9 protein-coding genes are annotated in these 13,775 nt (G+C 76.3%); 6 read left to right on the forward strand and 3 right to left on the reverse strand.

The genetic code is table 11. From position 1 onward, the window contains the following. The first annotated feature begins 291 nt into the window (after positions 1 to 291). Together ACIPLC_RS33140 and ACIPLC_RS33145 are read left to right on the forward strand one after the other, a co-directional pair. On the forward strand, positions 292 to 3,912 hold the full coding sequence (locus tag ACIPLC_RS33140; protein WP_400476733.1) for a serine protease: 3,621 nt from the start codon (positions 292 to 294) through the stop codon (positions 3,910 to 3,912). 66 nt (positions 3,913 to 3,978) lie between these two features. Next, positions 3,979 to 4,923 (forward strand): bifunctional riboflavin kinase/FAD synthetase, encoded by a 945-nt coding sequence (locus ACIPLC_RS33145; protein ID WP_400476734.1) that lies wholly within the window; start codon positions 3,979 to 3,981, stop codon positions 4,921 to 4,923. Between the two features lie 62 nt (positions 4,924 to 4,985). Here ACIPLC_RS33145 and ACIPLC_RS33150 read toward each other — a convergent pair whose 3' ends face one another. The 3 genes from ACIPLC_RS33150 to eccE form a co-directional block, all read right to left on the reverse strand. Next, positions 4,986 to 7,130, reverse strand: a complete 2,145-nt coding sequence (locus ACIPLC_RS33150) for an AAA family ATPase (protein ID WP_400476735.1) — start codon at positions 7,128 to 7,130, stop codon at positions 4,986 to 4,988. Between the two features lie 129 nt (positions 7,131 to 7,259). After that, positions 7,260 to 8,027 (reverse strand): hypothetical protein, encoded by a 768-nt coding sequence (locus tag ACIPLC_RS33155; protein ID WP_400476736.1) that lies wholly within the window; start codon positions 8,025 to 8,027, stop codon positions 7,260 to 7,262. Then, positions 8,027 to 9,436 (reverse strand): type VII secretion protein EccE, encoded by a 1,410-nt coding sequence (gene eccE, locus ACIPLC_RS33160; protein WP_400476737.1) that lies wholly within the window; start codon positions 9,434 to 9,436, stop codon positions 8,027 to 8,029. The genes ACIPLC_RS33155 and eccE overlap by 1 nt, the downstream gene beginning before the upstream one ends. A gap of 179 nt (positions 9,437 to 9,615) precedes the next feature. Here eccE and ACIPLC_RS33165 point away from each other — a divergent pair, with 179 nt between their 5' ends. The 4 genes from ACIPLC_RS33165 (at position 9,616) to mycP (ending at position 13,518) form a co-directional block, all read left to right on the forward strand. Next, a complete protein-coding gene (locus ACIPLC_RS33165) occupies positions 9,616 to 11,298 on the forward strand; it encodes a type VII secretion protein EccB (RefSeq protein WP_400476738.1) in 1,683 nt (560 codons plus the stop codon). A gap of 181 nt (positions 11,299 to 11,479) precedes the next feature. Beyond that, a complete protein-coding gene (locus tag ACIPLC_RS33170) occupies positions 11,480 to 11,785 on the forward strand; it encodes a WXG100 family type VII secretion target (protein ID WP_400476739.1) in 306 nt (101 codons plus the stop codon). Positions 11,786 to 11,887: 102 nt separating this feature from the next. Continuing rightward, a complete protein-coding gene (locus ACIPLC_RS33175; protein WP_400476740.1) occupies positions 11,888 to 12,184 on the forward strand; it encodes a WXG100 family type VII secretion target in 297 nt (98 codons plus the stop codon). A 101-nt stretch (positions 12,185 to 12,285) separates the two neighbouring features. Then, the gene (mycP, locus tag ACIPLC_RS33180) at positions 12,286 to 13,518 is read left to right on the forward strand and encodes a type VII secretion-associated serine protease mycosin (protein ID WP_400476741.1); all 1,233 of its coding nucleotides are present in this window, start codon (positions 12,286 to 12,288) and stop codon (positions 13,516 to 13,518) included. Positions 13,519 to 13,775: the final 257 nt, after the last annotated feature.

Consider the following 13,775-nt stretch of genomic DNA (forward strand, 5'->3'; position numbering starts at 1 on the left):
CCGCAGCGCACGCGTCACCCCCGTCGGGAGTCTTCCGGCGGGGGTTTCGCTCGTTCGGGGGGCGTCCCGGGAGGGGCTTCGCTCGTTCAGGGGGTGTTCCGGCGAGGTCCGGGGGTTCGTTCCGGCGAGGGAGGGGTCACCCGCTCGGGGGAGCGCGCGAGGTGAACGCCCGTGGTGAGCGGCGCAGGCGCGGTGGGGCCGCCTCCCGGGCGGGCAGGCTCCCCGGCGGCGAGCAGGTCGCCGTGACGAGCCCGCTCCCGGGCCGTCCGGCCTGCGGGGAGGGCAGTGCGAATGCCGGGATTCCTGGACGGCGACGGCGTGGCGGGAGATCCCGGGCGGTACCTGCTGCGGATCCGCGACCTCAACGGGCGACTGCACGGCTTAGGGTTCGTCGCCGACCCGCAGGGCACCGTCCTGACCGCCCACGAGAGCGTCACCGGCCTGGACCGGATCGTCCTGCACACCCCCGGCGGGCAGACCAGAGTGCTGGGCCCGGACGCCGTACTGCCGCTGCCCGAGCACGGGCTCGCCCTGCTGCGCACCGACGCGGTCGGCGGGCTGCCCGTGCCGCCGCTGCCCGTCGCGGCCCTCGGGACGGGGCACGAGGTGCTGCTGCCCGCGCTGGCCGGCGAGGACGGGCGCGCGGTGGCGCTGCGCTGCGGCCTGCTGGGCATCGGCGGGGCCGGGTACGCCGGGGCGGGCGGGGTGCTGCTGCTCGACCCGCCGGTGGTCGGCGGCGTGGTGGTGCCGGCCGGCTCGCCGGTGCTGGACGCCCGCAGCGGCGCCGTGGTGGCCCTGGCCGTGCCCGCGCTGCGCGGGCCGCAGCACGGCGGCGCGCTCCCGGCGGTGCCGGCCGGCGGCGGCGCGGTCGTGGTCGCCCCGCCGCTGGCCGAACTGCTGGCGCGCAACGGCGCGGCCGTGCCCGGCTACGGGCCCGCGCTCAACCTGGCCGGTGTGCTGCGGCTGACCGCCGCCCAGCTGGCCGCCGCCGGGGCCGGTCCGGACCGGGTGGCCGGGCTCGCCGCCGACCGGGTCGACCGGCCCGACGGACTGGTCGGGGACGAGCCGCAGGCCACCGTCACCGCGCTGGTCGGCGCCCCCGGTAGCGGGCGCTCCACCGAACTCGCCGCCCTCGCCGCCCGCCGCACCGGCGGCGCCCGGCCGCTGCCCACCCTCTGGCTGCGCGGCGCCGACCTGCGGGCCGAGGACCGCTCGCTCGCCGCCCCGGTGGAGCGGGCGCTGGCCGCCGCCGCGGCCGAACTGGGCACCCCGGCGCCCGCGCCGGAACCGGTGGCGGCGCTGTGCGCGGCGGCCGGGCGGCCGCTGCTGGTGGTCCTGGACGGCCCCGAGGAGGCCCCGGCGCCGCTGGACCCGCGCTGGCTGCGCGGCGCGGGGGACTGGCTGACCGGCTGCGGGGCGCGGCTGCTGACCGCCTGCGGCGAGGAGGCCTGGGCGCGGCTGGCGGCCGAGAAGTGGGGCGGCGGCACGGACCGCGCCCGGTACGCGGACCCGCCGGAGCCGGCCGGCGACCTGGCCAGCGCCCCCACCGTCCGGATGGACGGCGGCGGCCCGGGCGCCCCCAGCCTCGCCGGGCACCGGCTCGGCCCGCTCCCCGCCGAGGCGGCCGAGCGGGTGCGCCGCCGCTACGGGCTGCCGCCGGGCTGGCCGGCCGACGCCGACGCGCGGCACCCGCTGGCCGTCCGGCTGGCGGGCGAGCTGTGGGCGGAGGGCCTGCGCGGGGAGCCGGCGCGCCGGGGCGAGCTGTTCGCCGCCTACCTGGACCTGCGCTGCCTGCGGGTGGCCCGGCGGCTGGCCGAGGACGGCCGGCAGCGCCGCCCGGGCGCCCATCGCCGGGGCTCCGCCCGGTCGGCCGGGCCGTCCCAGGGGCGGGTGCGGCGGCTGGCGGCCGCGGTGGCCGGACGGGTGCACGAGGCGGCCCGGCGGATGCTCGGCGCCGAGCCGGGCGGGCTGGGCCGGGCCGCGTTCGAGGAGCTGTTCCCGGCGGCCGGCGGCTGGGCCACGGCCGTCCTCGCCGAGGGCCTGTTCGTCCCGGCCGGGCCCGGATTCCGGTTCGCGCACGGGGAGTTCGCGGACTGGCTGCAGGGCCTGCACCTGGACCTGGACGCCGCGCTGCGGCTGCTGCTCGGCGAGGCCGAGGACACGCCCTCCTCGCCGACCGGCGGGCCGGCGGGCGTGCCCCCGGCAGGCCGGGGGCGCGGCGTCCCCCGGCACCGGATCGGCCCGGTCGCCGCCGCGCTGCGCCGACTGGCCGAGGCCTGGGGCGCGCCCGCCCTGGACCCGTGGCTGCACCGGCTCTGGCGCGCCCTGGACCTGCGCCCGCCCGGCAGCGAACCGGCCTGGTGGGCCGGCCGGCTGCTCACCGCCGGGCTGTTCGCCAGCCCCGATCCGGCCGAACACCGGGCGCTGCTCGACCAGTTGGCCGGGCGGATCGCCGAACGGGCGGCCGCCGAGGGCGGATCGGACGCGCTCCCGGCGGACGGGCTCGGCGCGTTCGGCCCGGCGTTCTGGACCGGCCTCGGCCTGCCCGTCGAGACCGAACTCGCGCTGCTGCGCCGCCTGGTGACCGCGGACGGGCCCGGGCAGCCCTTCCTCGGCGCGGTGGCCGAGCGGCTGCGCGCCGACCCCGTCGCGGTGTTCCCGCTGCTCTGCGCCTGGTTCGACGATCCGCGCGGCCTGCCCGGCCGCCCCGGGCACACTGTCGCCGACCTCGCCCACGACCTGCTGTACGCCCACCGCCGGCTCGCCCTGGACGAGTTGGCCGACACCCTGGCCGGCGCCGCGCACCCGAGGGCGGACGCGCTGCTCACCGTGCTCGCCACCGAGGAGCCCTCCGCGCTCTGCCGGGCGGTGGACCGCTGGAGCCACGACCGGCGCCCCGAGCGGCACGTCGCCGCCGCCGTGCACGCCCTGCGCGCCGCCCCGCACGCCGCCGGCGCCGCCGCCGGACTGCTGCGGTTCACCGCGCTGACCCTGCTCGCCCGCGAGGACGAACCGGGCCTGCACGGCGCCGCCCTCGCCCTGCTGGTCGGCGACCCGGCGACCCGGGCCCAGCACCTCCCCGCCGCGCTGGCCCTGCACCGGGCGGGCGGCGATGCCTTCCTCACCCCCCGGGCGCTGGCCCCCGCGCTGGAGAGCGACCCGGAACCCGTCCTGGCCGCGCTCGCCGACCGGCTGGCGGCCCCCGGCGCGGCCGCCGCCGAGACCCTGCGGGTGCTCGCCGACGCCCGCACCCCGGTGGCCACCCGGCGGGGCGCCGAACTGGCCGCCCGGCTGCTGCGCGAGCACCCGGCGCTGGCCGGCCCGGTCGCCGTCGACTACCTGGGCCGCCGCCTGGAGCGCGCCGCGACCGGCGGCCCGGCCGCCCGGCTGGAGCTGCGGGTGCTGCTCGGCGGCGCGCTGGCCGCCCGGACGGCGGGCGTGCGGCGGCCGTTCGCCCAGGTGCTGTCCGTCCCGGTGGCCGACCCGGCGGCGGACGCGCTGCGCTGCGAACTGCTGGACACCCTGCTCGCCATCGAGACCGACCCGGCGGTGCTGACCGCGGCCGTGGAGCGGCTGGCCGAGCACTGCGCGGCCGAGAAACCGGCCCGGGCCCGCGCGGTGCTGGCCCGGGCGACGCCCGGCCTGCCGGCCGCCGACGAACTGCTGGTGCGCTGGGCCGGCCGCTCGGCGGCGTTCGCGCAGCTGCTCGCCCAGTGGCCGCGGGACGCCGCCCCGCCCGCGCCGGACGGGCCCCGGCTGGCCCGGATGCGGGCCCTGGCGGCGGCCGGCCGCGACCCCCAGTACGCGGCCGCCGAGGCGGAGCGGACCGCGCCCGGGCGGGCCGTACACCCGCCGGTGCGCTCAACCCGTATTCCGGTGCCGGAGCAGGAGCAGGCGCATGGCACGCTATAGGGGTTCGGGTTTTGAGCGTTTGAGCGTACAGAGGGTACGCGCCGTAGGGAACAAGGAGCGGTCAGGGTGCAGCGCTGGCGTGGCCTGGAGGAGATCCCCGCTGACTGGGGACGCAGCGTCGTCACCATCGGCTCGTTCGACGGGGTGCACCGCGGGCATCAGCTGATCATCGGTCGGGCGGTCGAGCGGGCCCGCGAACTCGGTCTCCCCGCAGTCGTGGTGACCTTCGACCCGCACCCGCGCGAGGTCATCCGCCCGGGCAGCCACCCGGCCCTGCTCGCCCCGCAGGCGCGCCGCGCCGAGCTGATCGCGGGCCTCGGCGTGGACGCGGTGCTGGTGCTGCCGTTCACCCCGGAGCTGTCCCAGGAGTCGCCGGAGACCTTCGTCCAGCAGGTCCTGGTCGACGCCCTGCACGCCCGGGCCGTCATCGAGGGCCCCAACTTCCGCTTCGGGCACCGGGCTGTCGGGGACGTCGCGCTGCTCACCGAGCTGGGCCGGTCGGCCGGCTTCGACGTCGAGGTGGTCGACCTCCAGGTGAGCGGCACCGCCGGGGCCGGCGAGCCGTTCTCCTCCACCCTGACCCGGCGGCTGGTCGAGACCGGGGACATGGCCGGCGCCGGCGAGGTGCTGGGCCGCCCGCACCGGGTCGAGGGCGTGGTGGTGCGCGGCGCGCAGCGCGGCCGCGAACTCGGCTACCCGACCGCCAACGTCGAGACCGTGCCGCACAGCGCGATCCCGGCCGACGGCGTGTACGCGGGCTGGCTGACCGCGGACGGCGAGTGCATGCCCGCCGCCATCTCGGTCGGCACCAACCCGACCTTCGACGGCACCGCCCGCACCGTCGAGGCGTACGCCATCGACCGGGTCGGCCTGGACCTGTACGGGATGCACGTGGCCGTGGACTTCCTGGCCTACCTGCGCGGGATGGAGAAGTTCGACTCCATCGACGCGCTGCTCGACCGGATGGCCGACGATGTCAAGCAGGCCCGCGAGCTGACCGACGGCATCTAGGGCTGAGCACTGCCGCAGCACGGGGAAGGGCCCGCCGAACCTGGTCGGCGGGCCCTTCGGCGTCACTGCTGGGGTTGCTGCGGGTGGCCGTAGCCGGGGGGCGGCTGGTAGCCGTCCGGCGGGGACGGCGGGGCGGGCTGCGGCGGCTGGCCCTGGGCGGGCGGGTAGCCGTAGCCCGGGCCCGGCTGCGGGGCGGGCGGCTGCTGGGCACCCGGCTGCGGCCAGGCCGTGGGGGCGGGCGGCTGCTGCGGGTAGCCGTAGCCGGGCGGCGGCGGCGGGGCCTGGCCGGGCTGCGGCGCCCACGGCGCCCCGGGGGCCGGCTGGGCGGCCTGACCGGCCTGACCTGGATACGGCTGCGGCTGGGGCTGCGGCGGGTACGGCGTGGCCTGCGCCTGCTGCTGCCACCCGGACTGCTGGGCGGCGGCCTGCTGGGCCCGGACGATGTCCTCCCCGACCAGGGTGGCCAGCTCGAAGTAGGCCTCGCGGACCTTGGGCCGCATCATGTCGAGGTTGACCTCGGCGCCGGCCGCCAGGCTCTCGTCGAACGGCACCACGACCACCCCGCGGCAGCGGGTCTGGAAGTGCGCGACGATGTCCTCGACCTTGATCATCTTGCTGGTCTCGCGCACTCCGGAGACCACCGTGATGCTGCGCTGCACCAGGTCCGCGTAGCCGTGCGCGGAGAGCCAGTCCAGGGTGGTCGAGGCGCTGGAGGCGCCGTCCACGCTGGGGGTGGAGACGATGATCAGCTGGTCGGCGAGGTCCAGCACCCCGCGCATCGCGCTGTACAGCAGGCCGGTGCCGGAGTCGGTCAGGATGATCGGGTACTGGCGGCCCAGCACGTCGATGACCTGGCGGTAGTCCGAGTCGTTGAACGTGGTCGAGACCGCCGGGTCGACGTCGTTCGCCAGGATCTCCAGACCCGAGTTGAGGTCCTGCGAGGTGAACTGACGGATGTCCATGTAGCTGCGCAGGTGCGGGATGGCCGTCACCAGGTCGCGGATGGTCGCGCCGGTCTGGCGCTTGACCCGGCGGCCCAAGGTGCCGGCGTCCGGGTTGGCGTCGATCGCGATCACCTTGTCCTGGCGCTCGCTGGCCAGGGTCGCGCCGAGCGCGGTGGTGGTCGTGGTCTTGCCGACACCGCCCTTGAGGCTGATCACGGCGATCCGGTAGCAGCTCAGCACCGGGGTGCGGATGATCTCCAGCTTGCGCGACTTCTCGGCGGCGGCCGCCTTGCCGCCGAACTGGAACCGCGGCTGCTGGCGCTGCTGCTTGGGCTGGCTGCGCAGCAGCCGGTCCGAGGACAGCTCGACCGCGGCGGTGTAGCCGAGCGGCGCGCCGTGCGCGACGGGCGGCTGCGGGGCGGTGGAGTGCGGGAACGCGACGGGGGGCGGCGCGGCTGCGCCGTGCGGCGACCACGGCTGCGCCCCGCCGGACTGCTCGTGCGGCGAGCCGGGCTGCAACGGCTGGTACTCGTGGGGCTGGGGCTGGGGCTGGGCCGACTGCGGGTAGGCGGGGGGCTGCGGCCAGCCGCCCTGGCGCGGATCCACCGGCGAGGGCTGCGGGGCCGGGACCGGCTGCTGCGGCTGCGCGGACTGCGGCCGGGCGGCGGCCTGCTGGGCGGCCCACGCGGCGGCCTGCGGGTCCTGCGGCGGCAGCGGCTGCTGCGGGGGCAGGTGCTGCGCGGGCGGCTGCGCGTAGGTCTGCGGCGGGACCGGCGGGGCGGGCTGCATCGGCGGCGGGACCGGGCTCGGGTACAGCGGCTGCGGCTGCGGTGGCGACTGCGGGGCCGGGACGGGCTGCGGCTGCGCCAGGGCCTCCGCCGGCCAGCCCGGGGCGGCGGTCTGGGGCTGCTCGACCGCGGGGGCCGGGCCAGGGGCGGGGGCGGGCGCCGGGGCAGGGGCGGGCGCCGGGAACGGGACGTGCTGGGCCTCGGCCTGGACGGGCTGCGCGGGCACGGGCGCCTGAGTCGGCGTCGGGGCCGGAGCCTGGCCGGGCACCGGCGTCGGAGCGGTCGCCTGCGGAGCCTGCACCACCGGGGCCGGGGCCGGGGCCGGCGTCTGGGCCGCCGTCTGGGCCGGGGCCGCCGCGGCGTCCGTCTGCACGTACCAGGACGGGGGAGTGTAGTCGGGCGCGTCGGAGGACCAGTCGTCGTCGTCCTCCGCCGCGTTGTCGCCGACGTAGACGCCGTCCCGATCGCTGCTCACTAGGGCTCCCTCGTGTTCGCCGCCGCTTGTTCAGCGGTGCCGTTGCCGCATCAAAGACTAGGCCGTGCGGCAACCCCCGTTGAAGGCGGCGTCGGATCCGGAGCGGACCCCCGGGCCCGGCGCCGCCGCTCAGTCCATCCGGCGCGGACCGCCGAGAACCTGCTGTTCGGCCTGCCCGGCCACGGCCCGCACGTACTGGCGCCGCATCCGGGTGGTCCACAGCGTGAGGTCGTCGCCGAGGGTGGGCAGCGCGGCGACGTCCTCCGGCGGGAGCGACAGCACCCGGCCGGTCAGCTCCGCCTCCTGCGGGGAGACCCGCTGCACGCCCACCAGGTCGGCCGCGTTGAGCACCCGGGACGCGTTCGGGCCCAGGTACGGCAGCAGGGTCAGGGTGGTCTGCCAGGGCGCGGCGGAGAGCCGGCTGCGCGGCGGGCGGGCACCGAGGTCGCGCACCACCAGGACCGGCGAGGTCACCGAGGCGCCCTGCGGGCCGAGCCGGCCGACCTGGTGGACCGTCACGCACGGCTGCCCGCCGCCGGCGGCCTGCGCCAGCGGGCCCCACAGCTGCCCGCGCGCGGTCTCCACCGCGACCCGGGCGCCGATCGCGGCCGCCCGCAGCGCGATGACCTGCGCCGTCCACACGCCGCCGATCAGCACCAGGTCGTACGCGCTGGGCCGGAACAGGCCGAGCACCGCGGGCAGCCCCTGCGGGTCGACGCCGATGACCACGCCGTCGTCGCCGACCGGGAAGGCCAGCGCCCCGAGGTCCGCGGCGTCGAGCACGTGCTTCTCCCGGCGCGGGCCGCGCAGCCCGAAGCCGGGCAGGATCCGCGGTCGTGCCCGGGGCCGTTCGGCGCCGTGCTGCGGGCCGGGGGCCGGATAGGTCTGGTACGCCATCAGGACGCTCCTCCCAGCGGCAGGGTGGCGAGCACCCCGGGGGCCTGTTCCAGGTCGAGCCGGACCAGGCCGAGCCCGGCGCCCTGCGCCCGCGTCTCCACCTGGCGGCCGACCTGCGTCACCTCGCTCTCGCTGCGCCCGGTCACCCGCAGGTGCCCGCTGACGGTCACCGAGCCGCCGGTGCCGCGCCCGGCGGTCAGGCTGAAGGTGCTGGCCAGCGCGGGGGAGCCGGTGACCAGGTTGACCAGGTCGGGCGCGGCGATCCGGCCGGGCGAGCCGCCGGGGCGGCTGAGCTGCGGCCAGCGGGAGATCCAGTAGGTGCTGTGCCAGCGGTCGTCGATCCGCCAGAACCGGCTGCCCTCCTGGGTGCGGCGGGTGGTGCCGCCGCCGCTGCCGGTGCCCTGGCGCCCGGCCACCGCGAGCGGGTTGGCGCAGGTGGAGATGGCCAGCGCGGCGATCAGTTCGCGCTCGTCCAGCACGGTCGCGTTGAACCCGGCGCTGTTGAGCCGCCCGGCCAGCTGGTCGGTCACCCGTTGCAGCGCCTTGCGGGCGCCCTCCTCGCCGCCGCCGCGGGCCCGGACGGCGGTCGCGGCGCGCTCCGGGTCGAGTTTGAGCGCCACCCAGGTCAGCCGCAGCCCGGGGGTGGCGGTGCCGTCCGGCAGCTCCCGGTAGGCGCGGGCGGCCAGCGACTGCTCGGGCAGGTGCGGGGCCGGGGCCGGCTGGGTGTGCTGGACGAGCTGCACCGACTCCAGGGTGATGTCGTCGACCTGCAGCGCCGAGCAGATCACGTCCAGGGGCAGCGGCAGCGCGGTGCGCACCGGGCGCAGCGGCTGGTCCTTGGCCTGGACGAGCAGCACCGAGCTGAGGAAGGTGCCGTCGCCGACCATGCCGGTCTCCCGGCGGACCGGGCGGCCGCCGAAGTCGGCCTCGGTGGCGTGGGTGCAGGTGCGCAGCGCCGGTTCGAGTTCCAGGGCGGGGGCCAGCGCCGGGTCGGTGCCGGCCGGCGGCAGCGTGCTGCGGGCCTGCCGGCGGCGGGACTTGAGGGCGGCGCGCACCCGCAGCAGCTCGGGGATGGTCCGGCCGCGCAGCGGGATCACGGCGAGCACCACGAGGACCAGCGCGACGGCGCCGAAGCCGGCGGCGACCGGCCGGCTGATCGTCCAGCCCACCGCGACCAGCGCGGCCGCGACCTCGACCAGGACGAGCTGTTGGAGCTTCAGCCGGCCGCCGAGCAGTCCGGGCCGGGGGTTGACCCGGACCAGGACGGGCCCGCCACCTCCGGCGGCGGGCGGCAGCGGCTGTCCGGGCGCGGTCTCGGGGGCGGGGCCGCCGCGCTGCGCCCGGCCGGAGCGGCGCGACCTCCCGCCCGTTGCCGATCCGCGGCGTCCTGGAGCGGTCTGGCTTGGCATCCCCCGGGTGACCCTCTCTGATCAGTTGCCGCGGCCCGGCTGGCTGGTTCGCGGACCGTACCCGTACCGTACTCACCGTCTGCTGCCGCATCGTAGAGGGTTCGCGCGGGTTCCCGCCCGGCGGGTGCGGGGGACGGGGCAGGCCGGTCCGACAATGTCTGACGAGGGGGACGACGAGGATGGCATCGCGCCGGGACGAGCTGAACGCGTACACCTTCGCCCGCAAGCGCACGGTGGGGGCCTTCCTGCTGCCCGGTGGCGGCGGCAGCGACGAGGACGCGCCGCGTCCGGTGAAGGCGGTGCTGCCGAGTGTGCTGGCCGGGGCGGTGATCGTCGCCGGGTTCGGGCTCTGGGGGGTGTTCAAGCCGAGCGCGCCGCTGCACTGGGACGACGGCAAGAACGTCGTCCAGGGCAAGAAGTCGACCACCCGGTACGTGGTGCTGACCGACCCGGACGGCAGGACCAAGCGGCTGCACCAGGTGCTCAACATGTCCTCGGCGCGGCTGGTGCTGCCGGCCGACGCCAAGGTGGTGGTGGTCGACGACGGGGTGCTCGACAGCTACCCCAACCACGGCCCGACGATCGGCATCCCGTACGCGCCGGACAAGCTGCCGACGAGGGACAACGCGGGCAAGCCGATGAAGTGGTCGGTCTGCGACCGCCCGGGCTCGGACGACAAGCAGGAGACCGTCAACCAGGCGGTGTTCGTGGCGGCCGGCCCGGACGCGGCGGCGTTGGCGGCCAAGGACCGGATGCTCGGCCAGGACCAGCTGCTGCTGGTGCAGCAGGCGGACGAGCAGCAGGTCTCCGCGCAGCCGGCGCCGGGTCAGCCCGCGGCCAAGTCGGGTGGCGCGAACGTGTTCCTGGTCGACGCGCAGGGCCGCAAGCACGGCATCGGCTCGGCGCAGGCGGACGACAAGGAGCGCAAGTCGCTGATCACCGCGGTCTTCGGGCCCAACGCGGTGCCGCAGCGGGTCAAGCGCGAGTGGCTGGACACCCTGGTGACCGGCAGCCCGATCGCCTTCCCGAAGGTCGACGGGGTGGCGGACAACCCGAACCCCAACTCCTCGGTGGAGCTGGGCAACCAGGCCGACCGCCGGATCGGCCGGCTGGTGCACTACCAGGACCGCCACTACGTGGTCGGCAAGGACCGGCTCTACCTGGTGACGCCGTTCCAGGCGGAGCTGATCCGGCAGAACCCGGACTACCAGGACCTCTACAAGTACGACGCCGACAAGCGGCCGCGCAGCGACGAGATGACCCCGGCCGACCACGCCAAGCTCGGCAACGACATCCGGCTGCCGAACACCGGGGACGACTGGCCGTTGAAGTCCGGTGCGCCGGCCAACAACTGGCAGGACCGGCAGGACGCGCGCCTGGTCGTGTGCAGCACCTTCGACGGCGTCGCCGAGGACGGCCGCACGCCCCGGCGCAGCGTCTGGGCCGGGACGTCCTACCCGGCGCCGTACAACAACGGCGCGGGCGCCGCGTACGTGACGCCCGGGCACGGCCTCTTCTACCGCGCGCTGGACAACGCGGCGGGCGGCTCCGGCACCGACTTCCTGATCACCGAGACCGGTCTGCGCTACTCGGTCCCGGCCAACGGCGACGGCGGCCGCGGCGCCACGCCCACCCCGCAGCCGGGCCGGAGCGGAGCCCCGAAGACGCCCACGCCCACCCCGCAGCCGGGCACCACCGCACCGGACCAGGAGCAGCCTCCGCAGGACGAATCGGGCGCCAACCAGGCCCGGTTGGGCTACAAGGAGCTCCAGCCGCTCCCGGTGCCGCACGAGTGGTCGGACCTGGTCCCGGCGGGCCCGCCGTTGACGGCGAAGAGTGCCGCCCAGCCGCAGAACGCCTGATCGGCCAAGCCCGGCAACGGAATTGGCCTCAGTGTCATGGTCTGGTAACTGCACCGCATTCGGTGTTGGGTGAGCTGCGTGTGCCGACTACAGTGCTCCTGGACATCACTCGGGTGATGCGACGGGCGGGCCGCGCTGCCCTCCGTACACGCAATGTCTGTCTCATGGGGGATGGTGGAGCATGGCTCAGGGTCAGTTCACGATGACCGCTCAGGAGATGCTGGCTTTCGCCAAGCGGATCGAGGACGCGATCGGCAAGATCGAGGCCGAGCGGCAGAAGCTCATCAGCACGGTCGATGGCATCACCGGCGGCTGGCAGGGCCAGGCGGCGACCGCCTACAAGGCCCTGCAGGACCAGGTCAACACCGACATCGCGAAGCTGAAGGAGTCGCTGACCGCGATCCAGCACGCGATCGAGCTGACCACCAAGCACTACGCGAGCACCGAAGAAGAGCAGAAGGCGCTGTTCTCCAACGCCCAGGGCTGATCGACCGCACCGCGCTGATCACCGTTCTGTTCCGACCTTCCGCTCGGTGGGGCGCCCGCGGCTGAGCGCGGGGTGCTCCGCATCCTCGTCAAGGGAGACATCGTGTCCGACCACATCCTCGTCAACTTCGAGACCGTCCACCACGCGGCGGAGGAAGTGCGCGCCTCGGCCGGCCGCATCGACCACCTGCTGAACGACCTCAAGGGCGACGTCAACCGCATCGCGTCCAGCTGGCAGGGCGCGGCCCAGCAGGGCTACCAGGCCCACCAGGCCCAGTGGGACGCGCGCGCCTCCGACCTGCAGAAGGTCTGCACGCAGATCGCCACCTCGCTGGACAACGCCGCGCAGAGCTACAAGACGACCGAGAACAACAACGCCAAGCTGTGGGGGAACCACTGACCACGCGTTCCCCAGCGGGAACGTGAGGGGGCGGGTGCTCGGACTTCCGGGCACCCGCCCTTCGGTGCGCGGCACGGGTGGACGACATGAGGGGTGGCAGGGTGTCCGGACGCGGGTACCGGAAGGCGGCCGCGGCACTGGCCGCGCTCGCCGTGCTGGGCGGCCCGCTCGCCGCCCCGGCGTACGCGGACAGCGGCCCCGGGCTGGCCGCCGCGGGCGACTGCCCGAAGAACGCGCCCGACGTGCCGACCGTGCCGTGGTCGCTGCAGCGTCTGCTGCTCGACGAGCTGTGGCAGGGCGGGCGGACCACCGGCGTGGGGGTGACCGTCGCGGTCATCGACACCGGCGTGGACGTCCAGAACCCGCAGCTGGCCGGCAAGGTCGTCGAGGGCGGCAACCTGCTGGTCAACCGGGAGACCAAGGAGAAGATCCGGGGCAGCTCCCTGGAGGACCCGGTCGGCCACGGCACCAAGGTGGCCGGCATCATCGCCGCCCGCCGCTCCGACAGGACCGGCTTCGTCGGGCTCGCCCCCGACGCCACCATCCTGTCGATCCGCCAGAACGACAGCGACGGCAACGGCGACGTCTCCACGCTGGTCCAGGCCATCAACGACGCGGTCAAGGCCAAGGCCAAGGTCATCAACATCTCCCAGGACGTCCGCGGCGCCGGCGCCGCCGGCTTCGGCGGGTACCAGGAGCTGAAGGCCGCCGTCCAGGCCGCCGAGGACAGCGGGGTCGTGGTGGTCGCCTCCACCGGCAACGACGGCAAGGAGGGCGACACCTACCCCGGCGCGTTCCCGACCGTGCTCGCCGTCGGCGCCTCCGACCGCAACAACGAGCGCGCCCCGTTCTCCCAGTACGGCTCCTTCGTGAAGGTCGCCGCACCAGGCGTCGACATGCTCTCCACCGTCCCCAGCGGCGGCCAGTGCGTCGACAACGGCACTAGCTTCTCCGCCCCGTACGTGTCCGGGCTCGCCGCGCTGCTGGTCGGCGCCCACCCGAACTGGAAGCCGGCCCAGGTGCGGGCCTGGATCGAGCAGACCGCCCAGCGCACCCAGCGCGACCCGAACCAGTTCATCGGCTGGGGCGTGGTCGACCCGGTCAGGGCCGTCGCCAAGGCCCCCGAGAGCGCGCCGTTCACCGCCACCCCGGACGCCCCGGTCCAGCTCGCCGCCGCCCCGATCGTGCCCCGGCCGGTCGGCCTCGGCGAGACCCAGGCCGACCGCGACGGCCGCACCGCGACGTACGTCCTCGGCATCGGGGCGCTGCTGGTCTCGCTGCTCATCGGCGGCGGCGTCGTCCTGCGCGACCACCGCCGCAGGTCCGCCGACTGATCCGGGTGCACGGCACCTGTCCGGTGCCCGGGGCCCGGGAGTGCGCAGGAGACGGCTGTCCGGACCAGAGACTCGTCCGGTACGACGCCTGCACCGGGAGCTGACCCGAAAGACCTGACCCGGAAGAGCGAACGCGAACACGGCAGTGCCCCGAGCCAGGGGGGCGGGTTCTATTGATCCCCGCAACACCCTGGAGTTCAGGGAGTTGCGGGGATCGTGGATTTCGAGGTGCTGAAGGCGAGGTTCTTCGAGGCGCT

It is taken from the genome of Kitasatospora sp. NPDC086801 (assembly GCF_044745805.1).
GTDB lineage: Bacteria > Actinomycetota > Actinomycetes > Streptomycetales > Streptomycetaceae > Kitasatospora.

What these genes read in the sequence shown, in the direction of transcription:
- ACIPLC_RS33140 (WP_400476733.1), top strand. Translation starts at nt 292, where the DNA reads ATGCCGGGATTCCTGGACGGCGACGGCGTGGCGGGAGATCCCGGGCGG.
- ACIPLC_RS33155 (WP_400476736.1), bottom strand. Translation starts at nt 8,027, where the DNA reads ATGGCGTACCAGACCTATCCGGCCCCCGGCCCGCAGCACGGCGCCGAA.
- eccE (WP_400476737.1), bottom strand. Translation starts at nt 9,436, where the DNA reads ATGCCAAGCCAGACCGCTCCAGGACGCCGCGGATCGGCAACGGGCGGG.
- ACIPLC_RS33165 (WP_400476738.1), top strand. Translation starts at nt 9,616, where the DNA reads ATGGCATCGCGCCGGGACGAGCTGAACGCGTACACCTTCGCCCGCAAG.
- ACIPLC_RS33170 (WP_400476739.1), top strand. Translation starts at nt 11,480, where the DNA reads ATGGCTCAGGGTCAGTTCACGATGACCGCTCAGGAGATGCTGGCTTTC.